Here is a 20,367-nt window from a genome sequence, read left to right on the forward strand (position 1 = left end):
TCACCCAATACAGGTTCAACTATCCCCCTGACGAAAGATTGAAGTGAGATGATAACGCTATGGAATTCAAGGACTACTACGCCATTTTAGGGGTTAAGCCAGCGGACGATCTCAAGGCAATCAAAACTGCCTATCGCCGACTGGCGCGAAAGTATCACCCCGACGTCAGCACCGAATCGAATGCCGAAGAACAGTTCAAACAGGTCGCCGAAGCCTATGAAGTGCTAAAAGACGACGAACGCCGCGCCGAATACGATCAACTGCGGGAGCACCGTAACGATCCCAACTTTGGCCGCCAGACACAGCATGGCAGTGCCCATAACGCCGAAGATTTTTCCGATATTTTCTCCTCCATGTTCGGCGAACATGCCCGTGCTCAGCAACATCGTCAGCGGCGTCAGGGCATGCGCGGCCAACATGTTGAAATGGAAGTGGCTATATTCCTGGAAGAAACCCAGGCCGAGCAAACCCGCACTATTCGCTACACCCTGCCGGTGTATAACGCTTTCGGCATAGTGGAGCAGGAAATCCCTAAAACCCTTAATGTGAAAATCCCCGCCGGCGTCGGCGATGGGGAACGCATTCGTCTGAAAGGCCAGGGCGGACCAGGAACTGACGGTGGCGCCAGCGGCGATCTGTATCTGATCATCCGCATTGCTCCGCATCCACTGTTCGACATCGTCGGTCACAATCTGGAAATCGTGCTGCCCGTCGCCCCGTGGGAAGCGGCGCTCGGCGCCAAGGTGCCGGTCCCTACTCTGAAAGACAGTATCCTGTTGACCATTCCTGCCGGTAGCCAAACCGGGCAGCGCTTGCGCATCAAGGGAAAAGGCCTGGTCGGCAAAAAAGAAACCGGGGATTTGTATGCCGTGATCAAGGTTATGATGCCACCGAAGTCGGACGAAAAAAGCGCAGCGCTATGGCAACAGTTGTCAGAAGCCCAGCAGACCTTCGATCCACGCAAAGAGTGGAGTAAGCAAAATGGCTAACGTAACAGTAACTTTCACCATTACCGAGTTTTGCCTGCACACCGGTGTTTCACAGGATGAGCTAACGGAAATTGTCGGGCTGGGTGTGATCCAGCCGCGAGATCCCGCGACTGAAGAGTGGATCTTTGACGATCGTGCTTTAATCACCTTCCACCGTGCAGAGCAGTTGCACCGCGAGCTGGCTCTGGATTGGCCCGGTATTGCGGTTACGCTGACGCTGCTGGAAGAAATTGAGCATTTGCGTAAAGAAAACAGCCAATTGCATCAACGGTTGGCCCGCTTCATCGGCAAGCCCTGATAGGGTTAAAACCAGCCCGTGGCTTCGGCGGCGGGCGATGTCAGGCGCTGCCTTTCCCTATTGCCCCAACTATAATTTTTTTTCCTTAATTAATAAAAAATAAGTTTTACCCTGCCCTGGCCGAACCAATTTCGAGCATAATAAATTCCCCTGAGGCTCCAGATTCTGGGCTGAAAATAAGCGTTCCATGATGCTTAATCGATGATTATTATAAATACTGTTAATAAATACATGTCATTAAAAACATGTTATTAAAAACAGTATTGACACCCCTTAAAAAACCAGTAGATTAGTAATCATCAACAGCGCAACAATAGCTAGTTGATAATAGTAGAAGTATTGAAGATTAGTTATTACAGTTATTTTTGCGATAAAGGCCACGAAGCATTTTTGTATGGGCATCGGTATTGAGAAAAGCAAAAATCTCTATTGATGACGCTTTCAGGCCATGTAGTCAGTACCTACAATCGCAGGGTGTGTACCAAAACGCGATGATGTAAGGCTATGTTCTAATTGTTTTTTGTTTGCGATTCTTCAGTTTTTTGCAACAGATCGCAATAGAGGTGAGGCCACGCATCAAAGAGTCTATATCGCGAGGGGAGATGTACCTGGTTGAGCCATCAATCTTTGAATATCTATTAAGATTGATGATAAACGTAAACTGGTAAATATAGGGGAGGTTTTAGTTCGCCTAATATTATCTGTGATAAACATGTACATTTAATGGTAGTACCTTAGCAGTAAGAAATCAGTAAGTTCATTAATGTTAAATTTGAAGTTGATAGTACCTTAAAAGCCCTGGCAACCATTGTCAGGGCTTTTATCTTTTATGCATCAGCCACATGACGATAAAAAGATGCCCGCCACCCAGCCTGAGCCCTGTCATCATCACTCATGCGGTGCCAAGGCAATATTGACCTGCCAATGACATTAAAAAAATTAATCCTTGCTTAATAAATCAAACCAAGCCTACTATGGCGGCATCGGTTTGGAACACAGACCTTATGAAAGCAGTTTTAGTAAAGCAGTTCTCAGTTCAAGCGTTATCTCTAGATACCCTTCTTCATGAGCCTCCTCCTAAGTGCCCCATAAGTAAAAATCTGCAAAACAGGCCATGTTCGCCACGCTGAGTGGCTCAAAAAAATGAAAAGGATATATCTATGTCTAACAAAATGACTGGTTTAGTAAAATGGTTTAATGCTGACAAAGGCTTCGGCTTTATCACTCCACAAGATGGCAGCAAAGATGTCTTCGTACATTTCTCCGCCATCCAGAGCAACGATTTTAAAACCTTGGATGAAGGTCAGAATGTAGAGTTCTCGATTGAGAACGGCGCTAAAGGCCCATCTGCTGTTAATGTTATCGCGCTTTAATCGCCGATAATCTCGCTAATACTTACGATAGCGATGAAGGCACCAGCCTGAGCAGTTAAGCATTAGTGATAAAAAAACCCGCTTTGAGCGGGTTTTAGGTTGCTGACAAAGCAGGAAAAAGCGTGGTTTTTCCTGCTTTGTGGTGAGCAGCCGAAAATCAATAAATTGATTTTCCTGATTTTTGTTTATCGGCCTCTACTCGCTCTGGGCAGGAATGAGGTTTGTCATCAGTCTGAAACCCGCTTTGAGCGGGTTTTTTGCATTTCACATCTAAGAAAAAGAGTGATTCATCAACAAACAGCATTATCCAGCGTTGCGCCCACCCCGTTACAAGAAGCCGTATGCTGCAGCCAGCACCCAACCCATCACGCAAGATACGGACACTCCGATCAAACCCACCATGATGAAACTGTGGTTGATGACGAACCGCCCGATGTTGGTTGTCCCGGAGCGATCGAACTGAATGGCCGCCAGATCGCTTGGGTAGGTGGGTAATATATAGTAGCCATAGCAGGCGGGGGCAAAGGCCACGATATAGGCCGGATCAACACCGATAGCCAATGCGACAGGGACAATGGCGGCAAGTGCAGCGGCCTGCGAGTTAACAAACTTGGAAACCAGCAGCAAAATGATCGCGTAGGCCCAGGGATACTCTTTCACCAAGGTTCCCAGTACAGACTTTATCTCTTCCAGATGCGCGCCAAACATGGTTTCGGCCATCCAGGCAATACCGTAAACCGCCACTATGGCAATCATTCCTGAACGGAAAACCTCGTTTTTTGAGATATTGGCCGGATTCGTTTTGGTCGCGATAATAATTACTGCACCTGCACACAGCATAAACATCTGGATAACCAATACCATGGAAAGTGGTTTTCCATTAATTAATGGCCGCAGTTCAGAAAAAGCGCCCAATAGCGCAACAATGGCTATGGTTGCCAGAAAAATCCACATGGCTACCCAGTTGCTGGTAGGCAATTTCTTATCCAGTAAGGTTGCCGTGTCGCCATAAACGTATTTATAGTTTTCCGGGTCTGAAATGAAGCTCTGGAACTTTTCATCCTTATCCAGATCCTTACCCCGGAACCAACTGAAGATACCGATAGCAAGAATGCCGCACAGGGTCGAGGGAATAGTAATGGCCAGCAAATCGAGGAACTCGAGGTGTTTACCATTGAAGGTAAAATTACCCAGCATGGCGACCAGCGATACCACAGCGACGGATACCGGGCTGGCTATAATGCCCATCTGTGCCCCGATAGAACTGGCTGCCATCGGCCTTTCCGGGCGAATGTTATTTTTGATTGCCACATCATAAATAATCGGCAAAATGGTGTATACCACATGCCCGGTGCCGCAAAGAATGGTCAGGATGCAGGTCACGAAGGGAGCGACAATGGAAACATATTTAGGATTGCGGCGCAGCATACGCTCGGCAATCTGCAGCATCACGTCAAGCCCACCTGATGCCTGCAGCGTCGCCGATGCGGCCACTACGGCAATGATAACCAGCATGACATCCACCGGCGGTTTCCCGGGGGGTAAATGAAAAACGAAAACCAGGATGATTAATCCAATACCGCCGAGCAGCCCCAGTGCAATCCCACCTTTCCTGGCCCCATAAAATAGACAGATCAGTATGACAATAAGCTGAATGGTAAATAACATGCTAACCTCATTATTATTGTTAAGAAGGTTAATAATTAACTTCTTTTCATTTTCATTGAGGGATAGCGATCACATATAGATAGTTTTTTTAGTTAAAAAAGACCAGATAATCAAGTGAAAACCAGTTTGTTTAAATACGGTTATTTTTATGTTTGTTTTGTAAAAAAAATAGAAATTAATTGCCATCATTCTCGGTAAATAAATATAGCTATAAATATCCCTTAAGACTGCCGACGAGACATCACCCAAGGATGAAAGCCGTAGAAGTCCCCTCAGTTCGATATCAGACTGCCGTTCCTCCTCCTTCATAAGACCATTCAACATAGCCATGCAAAATTAGGATTTTTACCCAAAAAACAGTTTTAAATTCAATAACATTAGGACTCATCTTAAAATAAAACCAACGTGTTTATGGATATGGGCGTCCAGGAAAACAGGATGAAAAGCAAGGATCGCAAACCCGATTACCAGGTTAAATATGGCGAAGAATGGAGACCGGGAAAAACCTCCAAATGGTTTTGGATCCTGATGATCGCCATCATCGGTGCTCTGGTCGCCATTTCTTAAAGCGCAGGATCCCGGTCAATGAGAAGAAATAAAATCAGAAGGGGTCACTGGCGCAGGTAGCGAAAAGTTGTGCCTCATCCGTTCAACTTCATTAAGCGGTGTTAGCCCGAACAGGCGTTTAAACTCACGACTAAACTGAGAAACGCTTTCATACCCCACGCGCACGCAGGCTGCTGAAGCGGAGAGATTATTTCGCAGCATCAGTAATCTGGCCTGATGTAGTCGCGTAGACTTCAAATATTGCATCGGGGACGTATTGGTCACCGTTTTGAAATGGCTATGGAATGTTGGCAGACTCATTCCCGCCTCTTTCGCCAGCGCATTCACATCCAGATGAGAATCATATTCGGCATGCAATTTTCGCAACGCTTTCGCCACTTTGCCAAACTGCCCCTGGGTGGTCAGCGCATTTCGCAACATCTGCCCCTGCGCCCCGGTCATTACGCGATAATAAATTTCCCGCATCATCGCCGGCCCCAATATCTCGGCATCCAGCGGTGAAGCCATTACCTGCAGAGAAGCGCTGAAAGCAGGTCACCGCGTGGTGGGAACATTACGCAACCAGCAGGCCAAAGATGAATTCGAAGCCCTGGCGCCGGGCCGCAGCTTTGGCCACATTCTCGATGTCACCCATTTCGCTGCGATTGCCCCGCTGGTCAATGCCGTTGAACAGGAACTGGGAGCCGTTGACGTACTGGTCAATAATGCCGGTTATGGCCACGAAGGAACTATGGAGGAGTCGCCGTTAACTGATGCTATCCACCAGTTTGAGGTCAACGTGTTTGGTGCGGTAGCCGTAATTAAAGCCTTCCTGCCTTATTTTCGGGCGCGTCGGGCCGGCCATATTCTCAATGTGACCTCCATGGGCGGCTTCATTACCCTGCCGGGGATCAGCTACTATTGCGGCAGCAAATTTGCCTTGCAGGGTATTTCCGAAACGCTGACCAAAGAGCTAAAGCCCTTTAATATTGCAGTCACCGCCATCCAGCCCGGAGCTTTCCGAACCGACTGGGCAGGACGTTCGATGGTACGATCAGCACGTAGCATCAGTGATTACGATCAGAGCTTCGGGCCAATCCGTGAAACACGCGAAAAACGCAGCGGCCATCAACCGGGCGATCCGATTAAGGCTGCCAAAGCCATCCTGCAACTCATCAATACTCCCGAGCCCCCGGCATTTCTGCTGCTGGGCAGCGATGCCCTCATGTATGTCAGAGAAAAACTGCAGCAAATGAACAGCGATATCGATGCCTGGGAAACTGTCAGCCGTTCAACCGACGGTTAATACTGCCTGCGTTCATTCTTGTTTACAGCAACATATAGCTTGAAGGTAGTCGGCACTGGCTAAAAATTGCGTTGGCAATAGTGTCGACTACAATTCAATCGAAATGCCTCCCTACAAAGTCAGTCTTGATTCATATTTGAGGTGATTATGTTACATAAACACGAAAATGTAATAAGTATGACTGCACTTAGCCACCAGGCCACCCAACAATTAATGCCGTCATTTTCTGGATTGCCCCATACCCAGCATGCCGACGGTAAGTACCGCTTACGTCGCTATTCGGTCGTCAAACATCTCGATGGTCATGTGGTTGAGATTGGTCCGCGTAATTTCGTTCAGTCGGATGAAATCAACCACTTTCAGGGCAATGTGGTTCGCCATTTCGAGCCGATTGACGTAGCCGTATTGCAAAGCGCTGGCATGGAAGAAATGTGCAATCTGTTTGCTGAAAGCAATGATTTACCTGAAGGAACGGAAATAGAAATCCACCAGATGCGCGTTGTCGCTATTGATCATGAAACGCAGGTGGCGCCGGAAGGGATCCATCAGGATGGTTTTGACCATATCGCGATGATTGGTATCCATCGGCAGAATATTGTCGGCGGCGAGATCATGCTATATGCCGATAATCACCAGCCCCCGTTCTTTAAAAAAGTGTTGGCGGACGGTGAGGCCGTTTTGCTGGCGGACAGCAAGCTATGGCATAACGCCACGCCGATCAGCGCCGTTGTCCCAGAACAAGAGGGGCATCTTGACCTGTTTGTTCTGACCGCACGGGGGAAAAAAGCATGACATTTACTCCCGAACTCGCCCGGGTTCAGTTTAGTGCACTAGCCCAACGCTATGATGATAAACCCGTTATCTTTTTCGATGGGCCTGGCGGTTCCCAAGTTTCGCAAGGCGTGCTGGAGAAAATGACTCACTACCTGGGGAAATATAACGCCAATCTGGGCGGTCATTATTTTTCCAGCCATAAAACAACCGAGGTGATGAATAATGCAAGGGAATCGGTGCGCGCCTTCTTGAATGCACCCTCGCCCGACAATATCGTTTTTGGCATGAACATGACCTCGCTGACGTTCCACCTCAGCCGCATCATTAGCCGTGATTGGCAAGCCGGAGACGAGATCATCGTTACCGAGCTGGATCACTACGCCAATGTCTCCAGCTGGCAGCAGGCAGCAAATGACAAACAGGTCACAGTGCATCAAATCCCCCTGCAACAATCGGATTGTTCTTTGGATACCGCCCGGCTGTGCGAAAAAATCACCGCTAAAACGCGCCTGGTCGCGGTCAGCTATGCATCTAATGTCACCGGCAGCATTGTCGATATTAAAGCTATCACCGAAGCCGCCCACCGGGTCGGCGCACAGGTTTATGTCGACGCAGTGCATTATGCTCCGCATAACCTGATCGATGTGCAGGCGCTGGGTTGCGACTTTCTGGTGTGTTCTGCCTATAAGTTCTTTGGCCCGCATCTCGGCATGGCCTATATCGCGCCGCAATGGCTGCAACGGCTGCAACCCTATAAAGTCGAGCCGGCCACCGACATCGGCCCAGGCCGTTTTGAGACCGGCACCCAAAGTTTCGAAGGGTTGGCCGGCGTAACGGCAGCCATTGACTACCTGGCGCAATGGGGTACGCCAGGCGCTCCTTTAAGGCAGCGTTTGCAGGAAAGTTTTGCCGACTATCACCGCCATGAAGAGAACCTGTGCAGATACTTCCTGCAAGGCCTGCAGAACGTCGACGGAGTGCAGCTTTACGGTACCTCGCAGGCAGACATTCACCGTCGCACGCCGACCTTTGCTCTGACCTTTATCGGCCATGCGCCTGAGGAAATTGCCCGTCGACTTGGCCGGCACAATATCTGCGCTGGCAGCGGACACTTCTATGCATTGGGGTTAATCCGGCGGTTGAACCTGCAGGACAGCGGCGGCGTGTTGCGCATCGGGATGATGCATTACAATACTCAGCAGGAAATTGACATGCTGTTTGAGGTGCTCGCCAGCGAACGCTTGCTCCATGCGTAAAGTTTATAGGAGGGGACGCCAAGTCGTGAGGACAGATATTGTCTATGGAATCGGAGTCACTCCATGACAGGGGCGCAATGCCCCTTATTCTTTGGGATAAGAAAATTCAGCAGTGACTAAATGTGACTCTAATTTCTTAGATTGAACATCGTACGCGAAGGTATACCGCCCTCCAGATGTAAACTTAAATCCGAACACAGGAAGACACTCCCCCTTCGGTACATAAACAGGCTTGTCATCAAAAATCTTGTGAAGAGAGTCGTTTTTATCGCTGTTGATTTGAATAGCAGTGATCCGTTCCTGTGGCTCCAGTGGCGACACCACACAAACATGATTGTCTTTGATAAATGCCGTTGTAGATTCTCGATCTACCATTTGGTCACCTGGCCCAGGGCATCCCGTTAAGAGGAATACGACAGCCAGCAACATTCTATTTTTCATGATTAACGCCCCTTCCCTGTTACGATTTTCTGGAGACGCAGGAACGACCGCCAACGGTTTAATATGCTCGCAGATCAACTACACACCAAACAGTGACAGTTACGGATGTCGTTCAATGGGGCTGAAAGCATTGTAGGTGAGAAATCACCTTTGCTTGAAGCGCTTATAAATCAAAAATTTGATTTATAAGGAGATTTTGGAGCGGGTGAAGGGAATCGAACCCTCGTATGCAGCTTGGGAAGCTGCCGTTCTACCATTGAACTACACCCGCATCGGTGTGCGACTGCCATTATAACCGGTTATCCCTGTCGGGCAAGCGGAGATAACGCGTAACTGCTGGTGTTTTAAGCAGTTAGCGGTAATAGGCTCTATTCTCACTCATCAGACGAAAAAAAACCGGCACAGTCACCTATGCCGGTTGATATTCATTACTACGAAGTTATTTCTGTGGGCGCATTGCCGGGAACAGGATCACGTCGCGAATGGTGTGGCTGTTGGTGAACAGCATCACCATACGGTCGATACCGATGCCCAGACCTGCGGTTGGTGGCAGGCCGTGCTCTAGCGCGGTAACGTAGTCTTCGTCGTAGAACATCGCTTCGTCATCACCTGCGTCTTTCGCATTAGCCTGGTCAGCAAAACGCTGCGCCTGGTCTTCTGCGTCATTCAGCTCGGAGAAGCCGTTGCCGATTTCACGGCCGCCGATGAAGAACTCGAAGCGGTCAGTGATTTCCGGGTTAACGTCGTTACGGCGCGCCAGCGGCGAAACTTCTGCCGGGTATTCAGTGATGAAGGTCGGCTGAATCAGATGGCTCTCCGCCACTTCTTCGAAGATCTCGGTCACTACGCGGCCCAGACCCCAGCTCTTCTCAACCTTGATACCGATGGATTCAGCGATAGCCACCGCTTTGCCCATATCAGCCAGGTCAGCCAGATCGGTTTCCGGACGGTATTTTTTGATCGCCTCGGTCATGGTCAGCTTCACAAACGGCTTGCCGAAGTCGAATACTTCATCACCGTACTGCACCTGGGTATTGCCGAGCACGTTCTGGGTCAGGGTGCGGAACAGCGACTCGGTCAGTTCGATCAGATCTTTGTAATCCGCGTAAGCCATATAGAGTTCCATCATGGTGAACTCTGGGTTATGACGCGGAGAAACGCCTTCGTTACGGAAGTTACGGTTGATTTCGAATACGCGTTCAAAACCACCGACCACCAGACGCTTCAGGTACAGCTCTGGAGCAATACGCAGGTACATATCGATGTCCAGCGCATTATGGTGAGTCACGAATGGACGAGCAGAAGCCCCACCCGGGATCACCTGCATCATAGGGGTTTCGACTTCCATGAAACCGCGTTCCACCATGAAGTTACGCATTGCCGCCATGATCTGAGAACGCACCTGGAAGGTCTTGCGCGATTCGTCGTTGGCAATCAGATCCAGGTAACGCTGACGATAGCGGGTTTCCTGATCGGCCAGGCCGTGGAACTTGTCCGGCAACGGGCGCAGTGCCTTGGTCAGCAGGCGTAGTTCGGTACAGTGGATAGACAGCTCACCGGTCTTGGTTTTGAACAGCTTGCCGCGTGCGCCAAGGATGTCACCCAGGTCCCACTTCTTGAATGCTTCGTTGTAAACGCCTTCCGCCAGATCGTCGCGTGCGACGTACAACTGGATGCGGCCACCAACGTCTTGCAGCGTGACAAAGGATGCCTTGCCCATGATACGGCGGGTCATCATACGGCCGGCAACGGTGACTTCTACACCCAGTGCTTCCAGCTCTTCGTTGTCTTTATCGCCGTACGCAGCGTGCAGCTTGTCGGATGTGGTGTCGCGACGGAAATCATTCGGGAACGCAATGCCGTTCTCGCGCAGCGCAGCCAGTTTTTCACGGCGTGACTGCAACTCGTTATTGAGATCCAGCGCCTGTTCAGCGCCTTGTGGTTGTTGCTCAGACATTTCTGTTCCTTATAACCCGGCTTTCAAACTTGCCTCAATGAATTTATCCAGGTCGCCATCTAATACGGCCTGCGTGTTGCGCGTTTCAACGTTAGTGCGCAAATCCTTGATTCGGGCGTCATCCAGCACGTAAGAGCGAATTTGGCTGCCCCACCCGATATCGGACTTGTTGTCTTCCATCATCTGTTTATCAGCATTTTTCTTTTGCATCTCAAACTCGTACAGCTTGGCTCGCAGCTGTTTAAACGCTTGATCCTTGTTCTTATGCTGAGAACGGTCGTTCTGACACTGCACTACGATGTTGGTCGGCAAGTGGGTAATACGCACCGCCGACTCAGTTTTGTTCACGTGCTGACCACCCGCACCCGAGGCGCGGTAAACGTCGATTCGCAGGTCCGCCGGGTTGATGTCGATATCGATATCGTCATCCACTTCCGGATAGATAAACACCGAGCTAAACGAGGTATGACGGCGGCCGCCGGAGTCGAACGGGCTCTTGCGCACCAGGCGATGTACGCCGGTTTCAGTACGCAACCAGCCGAACGCGTAGTCGCCGATAATCTTGATGGTGGCGGATTTCAGCCCTGCGACGTCGCCGTCGGACTCTTCGATCACTTCTGTTTTGAAGCCCTTGGCCTCGGCCCAGCGCAGGTACATGCGCAGCAACATGCTGGCCCAGTCCTGCGCTTCAGTGCCGCCGGAGCCGGCCTGGATATCCAGGTAGCAATCAGCACTGTCGTATTCACCAGAGAACATACGACGGAATTCTAATTGTTCCAGCTTGGCAGACAGTTGATCAAGCTCAACGAGGGCTTCGTTAAAGGTTTCTTCATCGTCGGCTTCAATTGCCAATTCCAGCAGGCCAGAGACGTCTTCGCCCCCCTGTTCCAGCTGATCGATGGTTTCAACGATGGCTTCGAGCGCCGCGCGCTCTTTACCCAGCGCCTGTGCGCGCTCGGGTTCGTTCCAAACGTCAGGTTGTTCCAGCTCTGCGTTAACTTCTTCTAGGCGTTCTTTCTTGGCATCATAGTCAAAGATACCCCCTAAGAACGGCAGTCCGCACGGACAGGTCCTGAATTCGGTTTTTTACCGGGTTAATTTCAAACATGTTTTTTGCGTTCTTTTACGTTGATGTCGTCGATGGCGAAATGCCATTGGAACCGGTAATTCTAGCGGATCCAGGCGTCAGTTTATAGCCGGTTGGTTAGTTTTTGTGGGGGAAGAAAACATGCCGGGGTTTGGCTGAGCAAACCCCGGGATAAAGCAGTTACAAATCAACGCGGCCAGAGGTGCTGGATCAGTAACTGTACATTGCGGTTGCCACGGAACTCGTTGACGTCGAGCTTGTAGGCCAGCTCCACCTCGCGCACGCTACTGTCGGGCCACAGGGTGGTGTCGACATTGAAAGCGATACCGTCCAGCAGTGGGCCGCCGCCAAGCGGTTCCACCATCAGTTTCAGGTGTTTCTCGCCCACCAGCCGCTGCTGCAAGATACGGAAGGTGCCGTCGAAGGTCGGTTCCGGGAACGCCTGGCCCCAGGGGCCGCCTTCGCGCAACAGCTCCGCCGTTTCCAGCGAAAGTTCCTGCATCGCCAGTTCGCCGTCAGACCAAATCACCCCTTCCAGCATCGCCGGATCGAGCCATTCGCCCACCAGGTCGCCAAAGCGCTGGCGGAACTCGTCGAATTTGCTCTCTTCCAGCGACAGCCCGGCTGCCATGGCATGGCCACCGAATTTCATCATTAACCCCGGATTCAGCGTATCCAACCGTTCCAGCGCATCGCGCATGTGCAGACCGGCTATCGAACGCCCGGAACCTTTAAGAATGCCCTCACCTGCCGGGGCAAAGGCGATCACCGGGCGATGAAAGCGCTCCTTGATGCGCGAAGCCAAAATCCCCACCACGCCCTGATGCCACTCCGGATGATACATCGCCAGCCCGTATGGCAAGGCGGTGCTGCTGCGCTCGAGTTCGTCGCACAGCTGCAGAGCTTCAACCTGCATGCCCTGTTCAATCTCACGCCGGGTCAGATTGAGCGCATCAAGATCGTTTGCCAACATACGCGCCTGCGCGATGTCATCACTTAACAACAACGCCACGCCAATCGACATATCATCCAGTCGTCCGGCGGCATTGAGCCGTGGCCCCAGCGCAAAGCCAAGATCGTTGGCTGCCAACTGACGTGCATCACGATTGGCCACTTCCAGCAACGCCCGGATACCCGGCCGACATTTGCCGGCCCGGATGCGGTTCAGGCCCTGATACACCAGAATACGGTTGTTGGCATCGAGCGGTACTACGTCAGCCACCGTACCTAGCGCGACCAGATCCAGCAGTTCTGCCAGATTCGGCATCGCCAACGCTCGTTGTTCGAACCAGCCACTGTCCCGCAGCCGGGCACGCAACGCCAGCATCAGATAGAAAGCCACGCCGACACCAGCCAGGGATTTAGAAGGGAACTCACAACCACGCAGGTTCGGGTTGACGATCGCCTCCGCCGCCGGCAGGGTTTCCCCCGGTAGGTGGTGGTCGGTCACCAGCACCTGCATGCCTTTGGCGTGGGCCACGGCCACTCCCGCGTGGGAAGAGATGCCGTTATCCACCGTCAGGATCAATTCCGCACCGCGCGTTGCTGCCTGCTCGACCACTTCGGGGCTCAGGCCGTAGCCATCTTCAAAACGATTCGGTACCAGATAATCGACCGCACTGCCGCCCATACTGCGCAGCGCCAGCACCGTCAACGCGGTACTGGTGGCACCATCGGCGTCGAAGTCCCCCACCACCATGATGCGACGATGTTCGGCCAGCGCCTGTTGCAGAATGCCAACGGCATCGTCAATGCCATCCAGTTGCTGCCACGGCAGCATGCCTTTGACGCTGCGTTCCAATTCCTGCTCAGCCTGAACGCCACGCAGCGCATATAAACGGCGCAACAGCGGGTGCAGGTTGGCCGGCAGATGGCTGTCGTCCGCCGCCGCACGGCGGCGTAGTTGTGTTTTGATGCTCACCGGCGATTAACCACCGGTTTTGGTTGCGGTCTGATGCGCGTCCAGCATGGCGGCCATCTCTTTTGGCCCCTGATACCCAGGGATCATCATGCCGTTTTCCAGAATAATCGCCGGGGTGCCCTGAATACCGAACTGCACGCCGAGCGCATAGTGTTTACTGATGTCAGTCTTACAGGTGGCAGGTGAAACTGCGTCGCCTTTTATGGCGGCATCGAAGGCCTTGGCCTTGTCGGCGGTACACCAGATTGACTGCATGTCTTTCTCTGTCTGGGAATTCAGCCCCTGACGCGGGAACGCCAGATAGCGGACGGTAATGCCCAGATCGTTATATTCTTTCATTTGCTGATGCAACTTGTGGCAATAACCACAGGTGATGTCGGTGAACACGGTGATCACGTGTTTCTGCTTTGGCGCCTTGTAGACGATCATCTGATCTTTCAGCGCTTCCAGCTTGCCAGTCAGCAGTTGGTTGGTGACGTTAACCGGCTCTTTGCCACTGACGTCGTACAACGGACCTTGCAGAATGTGTTTGCCGTCTTCGGTCACGTACAGCACGCCGTTATCGGTCAGCACGGTTTTCAGGCCGTTCACCGGTGAAGGCTGCACGTCCGCCTGTTGAATGCCCAGGCTACCCAGTGCTTTTTGGATTGCCGCGTCGTCGGCATGGGCCGCGCCGGTCGCTGAAGCCACCAGCATAGAGAGCAGCATTAAACCTTTCTTCATTCTTCCAATCCTTTTGAACCCAGCGTGTCAGGCACGCGGGTGGTGCTGTTGATGTAGCTGTTTAAGCCTTTCGGTCGCTACATGCGTGTAAATTTGTGTGGTTGAGAGGTCACTATGCCCCAATAACATCTGTACGACACGGAGATCGGCCCCATGGTTCAGCAAATGGGTGGCAAACGCGTGGCGCAACACGTGCGGCGACAGCCTCTCGCTGTCAATACCCGCTAGGATCGCATAGTGTTTGATGCGATGCCAGAATGTCTGTCGGGTCATTTGCTGGCTGCGGTTGCTGGGGAACAAGACGTCCAGCGCCTGATCGTTGACCATCCACGGGCGGCCGTGCTCCAGGTAGTTTTCTATCCAGTACACCGCCTCTTCACCCAGCGGCACCAGTCGCTCCTTGTTGCCTTTGCCTATCACCCGCACCACGCCCTGACGCAGACTGACATCGCTGATAGTCAGCCCGACTAATTCGGAGACCCGCAGCCCGGTAGCGTACAGCACTTCCAGCATCGCCTTGTCACGCAGCTCCAGCGGCTGCTCGACGCAGGGTGCCTTCAGCAGCGCATCGACCTGCGCTTCGCTCAAGTCTTTCGGCAGGCGCTGCGGCAGCTTCGGCGAAGCCAGCAGTGCAGTGGGATCGTCGGCTCGCATATTTTCGCGATACAGGTATTGGAACAGACGGCGCATGGCACTCAGCAAACGTGCGGAGCTGGTCGCTTTATAGCCCCCCTCCACCCGATCGGCGAGAAACGCCTGTAAATCCAGCGCCTGTGCCTGTAACAGCGAGCTATTTTTCTGATTCAGCCAGGCGCCCAGCGCCTGCAAATCCAATCGGTAAGAGGCCAGCGTATTTTCTGCCAGATTACGTTCAAGCCACAGCGCATCCAGGAATTGCTCAATCAACGCAGTCTCTTGCTGTTGCACGCGGTCCTCTCTTTGTTACGTTTATGCCACAGGCATTATGCCTTAAGCCGGGACAAATCGGGTATACTCGCTGCAATTCTACCTACGGCGATATAAACGGTTTACACATGAAGATTGGTCTGTTTTACGGCTCCAGCACCTGCTACACCGAGATGGCGGCAGAAAAAATCCGTGAGATTTTAGGTGAAGACCTGGTCGACCTGCACAACCTGAAAGACGTTTCCCCCAAGCTGATGGAAGAGTACTCCATCCTGATCCTCGGCATGCCAACCTGGGATTTCGGTGAGCTTCAGGAAGACTGGGAAGCGATTTGGCCACAGCTGACCACGCTGGATCTCCAGGGGAAAATTGTCGCCATGTATGGCATGGGCGATCAACTCGGTTACGGCGAATGGTTCCTCGATGCACTCGGCATGCTGCACGATCACATTGCCCCACTGGGCGTACAGTTTATTGGCTTCTGGCCGATCGACGGCTTCGAATTCACCAGTCCGAAACCACTAAGCGCCGACGGTAAACACTTTGTTGGCCTGGCGCTGGATGATGTGAACCAATACGACCTGAGCGAAGAGCGGCTGCAACAATGGTGCGAACAGATCCTGCTGGAGATGGAACCCCTGCTGTAATGCCCATGGGCGCGGTTATTACCGCGCCCAGTCCGATGCTTATTTCCACAACCGGAAGCGTTTCTCTCCTTCGCCGGTTGGCGTTTCGCCGTTCAAGCGCGCCGGATCGGCCACCTGATACCAGTCCAACTTACGCGTCAGCAGCATAATTCCCGCCAAAATAGCGAACAACAGCCCGGCCCCCAGTACCAAGGCGTTATCTTCCGACTGCAGCAGCAGATACAGCACACCATACAACATCAACAGACTGGCCGCGAACAGCGCCGCCCGTAGCCTGCCGCGCAGTACTGCACTGAGGTAAAAGGCGATCAGCCCACTGCAGGCGATGCTGGCCAGCAGATAAGCGGTGGCGAAGCCAAAATGCTCGGAGAATGCCAGCAGGATCAGGTAGAACAGCACCAGTGCCGCGCCGACCAGCAGGTACTGAATCGGGTGTACCCGCAAACCGGTCAGGGTTTCGAACAGGAAGAACGCCATAAATGTCAGGCCGATAAACAGCACCGCATACTTCACCGCGCGTTCGGTCAGTTGATAGTGATCGACCGGTTCAATCAAACTGGTGCTGAAGGTTGGCAACTTGTCTTCGCCAAGAATTTCGTCGTCGTAATGGAAAGCGCTGTTGATGTTGTTGGCAAACCAAGTGCTGCGCCAGCGGGCACTGAAGCCTTTTTCCGTCACCTTGCGTTCGTCCGGCAAGAAGTTACCGAGGAAATTCGGGTGTGGCCAATTGCTTTGCAGCATCAATTCGCTGCTGCGACCGAGCGGGACCAGTGACAGGCTGCTGGTGCCGGCCAGCATCAGGGTGAACTCAGCATCCAGCCCCGCTTTTTGCAATGTGGTCAGCGTCAGCGGCGCATGAATGCCTTGAGGTAACACATTGACCTGAGTACCAGGTTCAAATACCGTTTGAGACTCTGCGCTGGTAAGCGGCGAGATGCTCTTGATGCCGCGTGAATCACTCAGCGAAACCAGCAGGAAAGGCTGACCAATAGTCACGTTGCTGCGCTGCAAGTCTGTCACATCCGGCTGGCCGAACTTCACCTGAAACTTTAACGGTCCCTGATAGACCTGAGTCTGGTAAATACCCAGCTTGCGTACCTCTACGTTCGGCTTGCCGCTAACCTGCAAAGTTTCGGGCAACAGATAGCGATGATGGCGAACCATTTGCACCACCTTCTGCCCCTTGTCATCCGTCTTCTCTTCCCGCTCGCTGTAAGGGATGACGATCAACGGCCCCAAAATGCGCTGCGCCCGGCTGGTGCTTTCGCTGACCTGCCCGACCACGTTCTGGCGGTAGCCGCTGCGCTCATCAATCACATTCATTAACATCGTTACCGGGATGATCATTAAAATCATTAATCCCAGCAGAGTGGTTATTTTCCAAAACAGTACCGATTTCATCATCGCCGCGCTCCATGTAGGTAATGAAGTTACGATAATGCCCTCAGGTGAAAGCAGAATGTGGTTATGTGAAGGGACGGTGAAGTCAGAGCGATAAGGTGAAAATAGCGGTCACACCGTGCGGCTGACGGTTGCTCAACTGGATGCTGCCTCGGTGCAAGCGCGCCACTTCCTGCACAAAATTCAGCCCCAGACCGCTGCTTTTCGGCTTATCCGATCGGGCCAGAGAATAGAAACGCTCGAATACTTTATCCAGTGCATAATCCGGAATGCCACTGCCGTCGTCACAGACAGTGACCCGGTAGTGGCCCTCATGGTGCTCACCGCGCACCTTGATGGTGCCACCTTCCGGGGTGAAGTCCAGTGCGTTGTCCAGCAGATTGGTCAGCGCCTGGCTAATCAGCAATCCATCGCCGCTCAGGGTGATATCTGCCACCCCTTCAACCTGTAGCAAAACGCCACGCCGCACTGCCTGCGCCTCTTTGCCTGCCACAGCCTGACGCACCAGCGCCGCCATTGCCAGTGGCCCCCGTTCCAGGACCGGCCGGCTCTCCAGCCGCGCCTGCACCAGCAGTTTATCCACCAGTTGCTGAATGCGCGCACTCTGCTGTTCGATATTGGTCAAAAAACGCTGGGCAGTGGCCGCCGGAGGTTGTTCCTGCAACAGCTCAGCCGCGCCGCGGATCGCCGCCAGCGGGCTTTTCAGTTCGTGGGTCAGGGTATGTACATACTGCTCAATGTAGGCCTTGCCCTCCAGCTTCACCCGCATGCTGTCCAGCGCCTGTGCCAACTGGGTTAATTCGTGGCCGCCCATTATCGGCAACGGCAGGCTTTCACCCTGCGCCACGCCGTCTGCGTAGTGCACCAGCCGCCCAATCGAGCGGTTGATCCACCAGACAAAGCCCAGACCGATCAGCAAGGCAATGCCCAGCAGCAGCGCGCCGGCCCAAAGAATACGGCGTTCGCTGCGCTTGATCACCGGTGTCATGGTGCTGTTGGGTTTACCAACGCTAAGCACGCCGATGATTTTCCCCTGCTCCATTACGGGTGCGGCAACGTACATCACCGAGCTGTTTTCATCCTGCGGATCGCTGCGCGTGCTGCGCGCGCCGTACTGACCAAGCAGCGTCAGATAAACGTCATTCCAGCGTGAGTAGTCCTGGCCGAGCGCCTTGCCGCTGGAATCAAAAATGACCTTGCCGTTTTGATCGGTAAGATAAACGTGATATTCGCTGCGATCCTTACGGATACCGCCAATATTGGCACCTATGGGGCGTCGATTGAGTTGAGAGAAAGCTTGAGCCAGTTGCCCGTGCGCCGCGTCAGCACGTTGCATATCCAGACGCGCAATCTGCGCCAGCAGATTGGCGGTATCCACCAGTGTGCCTTCGGTCGCGCGCCGCACGCCGGGTTTCACTTCCTGTACGAAAATGCTCAGTACGAAATAACCCGCCACCGCCACAATCAGGAAATACCCCAACAGCAGGCGCAGGCCTATTCTCATGGCTGGCGGCTCACGCTGTAGCCGAGGCCGCGATGAGTGTGGATCGGGGGTTCAGCGGGATTGATGGCGCGCAGCTTGGCACGCAGCGTTTTGATATGGGTATCAACGGTGCGATCCAGGCTTTCTTCGGCCAGCGCCCAGACGCTTTCCATCAGTTGCTGGCGTGAGAATACCCTGCCGGGTGCCAGCAACAGCGTTTTCAACAATAAAAATTCGTAACGGGTCAGCAACAACGGCTGCTGATGGTAATGGATGGCCGCGGCCTGTTCATCCAAACTAAAAGGGCCGAAGTGGTACAGTGGCGGTTGCTGCAGACGCTGCTGTTTTTGCAAACGGCGCAGAATAGTGCGCACCCGAGCGCTGACTTCTCGCGGGGAAAAGGGTTTGGCGACGTAATCGTCGGCACCGATTTCCAACCCAATCAGGCGATCAAGCTCATCGCTGCGGGCGGTGAGGAACAAAACAGGCAAATCCGCCGACTGCGATAACAACCGGCGGCAGAGTTCAAAACCATTGATGTCCGGCAGACCAACATCGAGGATCGCCAGCGCAGGTGCCCCTTGCGCCAACGCCTGCAATGCCGGTTCACCGCGTTCGAACCAGCGCACCTGGAAGCCTTCGCTCTCCAGGGTATAAATCAGCGTGTCGGCAATGCTGGGTTCATCTTCCACCAGCCAGAGCGTCGGCTTCATCAGAACGCCTCGTCATCGCTGGCGGCCGGATACAGCAAGCGTTGGCGCAAATGCCGCCAGTCGGCTTTAGCCATGCAGTCGGAAGCCAGCCACAGCCGACGGCGCTTTTTGCCCCCCACCGGCTGTAACGTCAACAGAATACCGTAACGCGGCATCCAGGGCTGCTTCACCAATTGCCACTCCTGCCCATGCCAACCCAGGCGCTGGTTTTCCAGCAGGCGTAGTTCGCCCTGCCGCGACGCAATACGCTTTTGGCTGCGAATGCACTCAAACACCACCAGCGTCAGCAACACCAGCCAGATCGGGCCATAGCCTTCCGGCCAGGGTGAAATCAGGATCAGCAGGATAAGAGCACCATGTGTCAGCAGAGAAAATAACTGGGTGCGCCAGGAAATACGGACGTCACATCGCCACTGGGCCACGGTCTTTATTTCGCGTCTGGATCAGTGTCACCATTCTCTGCAGTTCACTGTCCTGCGGAGCGCCATGATTCATCAGCCAATTGAAGAGATCGGGATCGTCAGACTCCAGCAGGCGGATAAACAGCGCTTTGTCTGTATCGTTCAGCAGGTCATACTCATACTCGAAGAAGGGCATGATAGAGATGTCCAGCTCACGCATGCCGCGGCGACAGGCCCAGTGGATACGTGCTTTGTTATTAATATCCATGTTGTTATGACTAACCTCTTTTCAGCATGGCAACGCCATCGCAGGGTTCAACTGACACACTGTATGGCAACACCGGCGCGATATAATTCCATCAGCCAAAGATCTGTCTGCATGGGTTACCCTTGGCCGCAAGCCTATAGAGTAACAATTTGACATACTCGCCGGGAAGGACGTTCTCGGTGTAAAACGTAATTAAGCGCTAAATGTCA

The 20,367-nt window shown here is 52.9% G+C and carries 20 protein-coding genes, 1 tRNA gene and 1 pseudogene; 8 read left to right on the plus strand and 14 right to left on the minus strand.

Annotated features, from left to right (window positions below):
• Nucleotides 1-59 precede the first annotated feature (59 nt).
• The 3 genes from cbpA to cspE all read left to right on the plus strand — a co-directional run bounded on the left by cbpA (nt 60) and on the right by cspE (nt 2,660).
• Nucleotides 60-989, plus strand: coding sequence for a curved DNA-binding protein (gene cbpA / locus ACUTQ5_RS15355; RefSeq protein WP_445651960.1), 930 nt, complete (start codon nt 60-62; stop codon nt 987-989).
• Nucleotides 982-1,287, plus strand: a complete 306-nt coding sequence (cbpM, locus tag ACUTQ5_RS15360; RefSeq protein WP_261123881.1) for a chaperone modulator CbpM — start codon at nt 982-984, stop codon at nt 1,285-1,287. The genes cbpA and cbpM overlap by 8 nt, the downstream gene beginning before the upstream one ends.
• A gap of 1,160 nt (nt 1,288-2,447) precedes the next feature.
• Nucleotides 2,448-2,660, plus strand: a complete 213-nt coding sequence (gene cspE / locus ACUTQ5_RS15365) for a transcription antiterminator/RNA stability regulator CspE (protein WP_445651961.1) — start codon at nt 2,448-2,450, stop codon at nt 2,658-2,660.
• A 327-nt stretch (nt 2,661-2,987) separates the two neighbouring features.
• Here the strand turns inward: cspE and ACUTQ5_RS15370 are convergent, their stop codons facing one another.
• Complete coding sequence (locus tag ACUTQ5_RS15370) at nt 2,988-4,328, minus strand: anaerobic C4-dicarboxylate transporter (RefSeq protein WP_445651962.1); 1,341 nt, start codon at nt 4,326-4,328, stop codon at nt 2,988-2,990.
• A gap of 438 nt (nt 4,329-4,766) precedes the next feature.
• Here ACUTQ5_RS15370 and ACUTQ5_RS15375 point away from each other — a divergent pair, with 438 nt between their 5' ends.
• Nucleotides 4,767-4,895: a hypothetical protein gene (locus tag ACUTQ5_RS15375; RefSeq protein WP_445651963.1), complete on the plus strand. Its 129-nt coding sequence runs from the start codon at nt 4,767-4,769 to the stop codon at nt 4,893-4,895.
• 15 nt (nt 4,896-4,910) lie between these two features.
• Here ACUTQ5_RS15375 and ACUTQ5_RS15380 read toward each other — a convergent pair.
• Nucleotides 4,911-5,411: pseudogene (locus ACUTQ5_RS15380) on the minus strand (helix-turn-helix domain-containing protein); the annotation flags it as partial.
• Here ACUTQ5_RS15380 and ACUTQ5_RS15385 point away from each other — a divergent pair.
• From ACUTQ5_RS15385 to ACUTQ5_RS15395, 3 genes are all read left to right on the plus strand, one after another.
• Nucleotides 5,359-6,180: an oxidoreductase gene (locus ACUTQ5_RS15385; protein ID WP_445652027.1), complete on the plus strand. Its 822-nt coding sequence runs from the start codon at nt 5,359-5,361 to the stop codon at nt 6,178-6,180. The pseudogene ACUTQ5_RS15380 and the gene ACUTQ5_RS15385 sit on opposite strands and share 53 nt — an antisense overlap.
• A 177-nt stretch (nt 6,181-6,357) precedes the next feature.
• Entirely contained in the window at nt 6,358-6,972 is a 615-nt protein-coding gene (locus ACUTQ5_RS15390) for a 2OG-Fe dioxygenase family protein (protein WP_445651964.1), read from the plus strand.
• Nucleotides 6,969-8,210: a cysteine desulfurase-like protein gene (locus tag ACUTQ5_RS15395; RefSeq protein WP_445651965.1), complete on the plus strand. Its 1,242-nt coding sequence runs from the start codon at nt 6,969-6,971 to the stop codon at nt 8,208-8,210. Before ACUTQ5_RS15390 ends, ACUTQ5_RS15395 begins: the two co-directional genes overlap by 4 nt.
• Before the next feature lie 84 nt (nt 8,211-8,294).
• On the opposite strand, the gene ACUTQ5_RS15400 is transcribed toward ACUTQ5_RS15395, so the two are convergent.
• From ACUTQ5_RS15400 to xerD, 7 genes are all read right to left on the minus strand, one after another.
• Complete coding sequence (locus ACUTQ5_RS15400; protein ID WP_445651966.1) at nt 8,295-8,651, minus strand: putative T6SS immunity periplasmic lipoprotein; 357 nt, start codon at nt 8,649-8,651, stop codon at nt 8,295-8,297.
• 197 nt (nt 8,652-8,848) lie between these two features.
• Nucleotides 8,849-8,922: transfer RNA gene (locus ACUTQ5_RS15405), tRNA-Gly, on the minus strand.
• Between the two features lie 168 nt (nt 8,923-9,090).
• Nucleotides 9,091-10,608 (minus strand): lysine--tRNA ligase, encoded by a 1,518-nt coding sequence (gene lysS / locus ACUTQ5_RS15410; protein ID WP_445651967.1) that lies wholly within the window; start codon nt 10,606-10,608, stop codon nt 9,091-9,093.
• A 9-nt stretch (nt 10,609-10,617) separates the two neighbouring features.
• A protein-coding gene (prfB, locus tag ACUTQ5_RS15415; protein ID WP_445651968.1) for a peptide chain release factor 2 occupies nt 10,618-11,716 on the minus strand; the annotation gives its coding sequence in 2 pieces (ribosomal slippage) (nt 10,618-11,640 and nt 11,642-11,716; 1,098 coding nt in all).
• A 166-nt stretch (nt 11,717-11,882) separates the two neighbouring features.
• Nucleotides 11,883-13,616, minus strand: coding sequence for a single-stranded-DNA-specific exonuclease RecJ (recJ, locus tag ACUTQ5_RS15420; RefSeq protein ID WP_445651969.1), 1,734 nt, complete (start codon nt 13,614-13,616; stop codon nt 11,883-11,885).
• A 6-nt stretch (nt 13,617-13,622) separates the two neighbouring features.
• Nucleotides 13,623-14,339 carry a bifunctional protein-disulfide isomerase/oxidoreductase DsbC gene (gene dsbC, locus ACUTQ5_RS15425; protein ID WP_445651970.1) on the minus strand — a complete coding sequence of 239 codons (717 nt, stop codon included), beginning with the start codon at nt 14,337-14,339 and terminating at the stop codon, nt 13,623-13,625.
• Nucleotides 14,340-14,366: 27 nt separating this feature from the next.
• Nucleotides 14,367-15,266 carry a site-specific tyrosine recombinase XerD gene (xerD, locus tag ACUTQ5_RS15430; protein ID WP_445651971.1) on the minus strand — a complete coding sequence of 300 codons (900 nt, stop codon included), beginning with the start codon at nt 15,264-15,266 and terminating at the stop codon, nt 14,367-14,369.
• Nucleotides 15,267-15,373: 107 nt separating this feature from the next.
• Between xerD and fldB the strand changes: the two genes are divergently transcribed.
• Nucleotides 15,374-15,892 (plus strand): flavodoxin FldB, encoded by a 519-nt coding sequence (fldB, locus tag ACUTQ5_RS15435; RefSeq protein ID WP_261414461.1) that lies wholly within the window; start codon nt 15,374-15,376, stop codon nt 15,890-15,892.
• Between the two features lie 39 nt (nt 15,893-15,931).
• Here fldB and creD read toward each other — a convergent pair whose 3' ends face one another.
• The 5 genes from creD to sdhE all read right to left on the minus strand — a co-directional run bounded on the left by creD (nt 15,932) and on the right by sdhE (nt 20,158).
• Nucleotides 15,932-17,296 carry a cell envelope integrity protein CreD gene (creD, locus tag ACUTQ5_RS15440; RefSeq protein ID WP_445651972.1) on the minus strand — a complete coding sequence of 455 codons (1,365 nt, stop codon included), beginning with the start codon at nt 17,294-17,296 and terminating at the stop codon, nt 15,932-15,934.
• Between the two features lie 82 nt (nt 17,297-17,378).
• Nucleotides 17,379-18,797, minus strand: coding sequence for a two-component system sensor histidine kinase CreC (creC, locus tag ACUTQ5_RS15445; protein WP_445651973.1), 1,419 nt, complete (start codon nt 18,795-18,797; stop codon nt 17,379-17,381).
• Nucleotides 18,794-19,489 (minus strand): two-component system response regulator CreB, encoded by a 696-nt coding sequence (creB, locus tag ACUTQ5_RS15450; RefSeq protein ID WP_445651974.1) that lies wholly within the window; start codon nt 19,487-19,489, stop codon nt 18,794-18,796. The genes creC and creB overlap by 4 nt, the downstream gene beginning before the upstream one ends.
• Nucleotides 19,489-19,911 carry a protein YgfX gene (locus ACUTQ5_RS15455; RefSeq protein WP_445651975.1) on the minus strand — a complete coding sequence of 141 codons (423 nt, stop codon included), beginning with the start codon at nt 19,909-19,911 and terminating at the stop codon, nt 19,489-19,491. Before ACUTQ5_RS15455 ends, creB begins: the two co-directional genes overlap by 1 nt.
• Nucleotides 19,892-20,158 (minus strand): FAD assembly factor SdhE, encoded by a 267-nt coding sequence (gene sdhE, locus ACUTQ5_RS15460; RefSeq protein ID WP_012146600.1) that lies wholly within the window; start codon nt 20,156-20,158, stop codon nt 19,892-19,894. Before sdhE ends, ACUTQ5_RS15455 begins: the two co-directional genes overlap by 20 nt.
• Between the last annotated feature and the right edge of the window lie 209 nt (nt 20,159-20,367).

This window comes from Serratia sp. NA_112.1 (assembly GCF_052691715.1).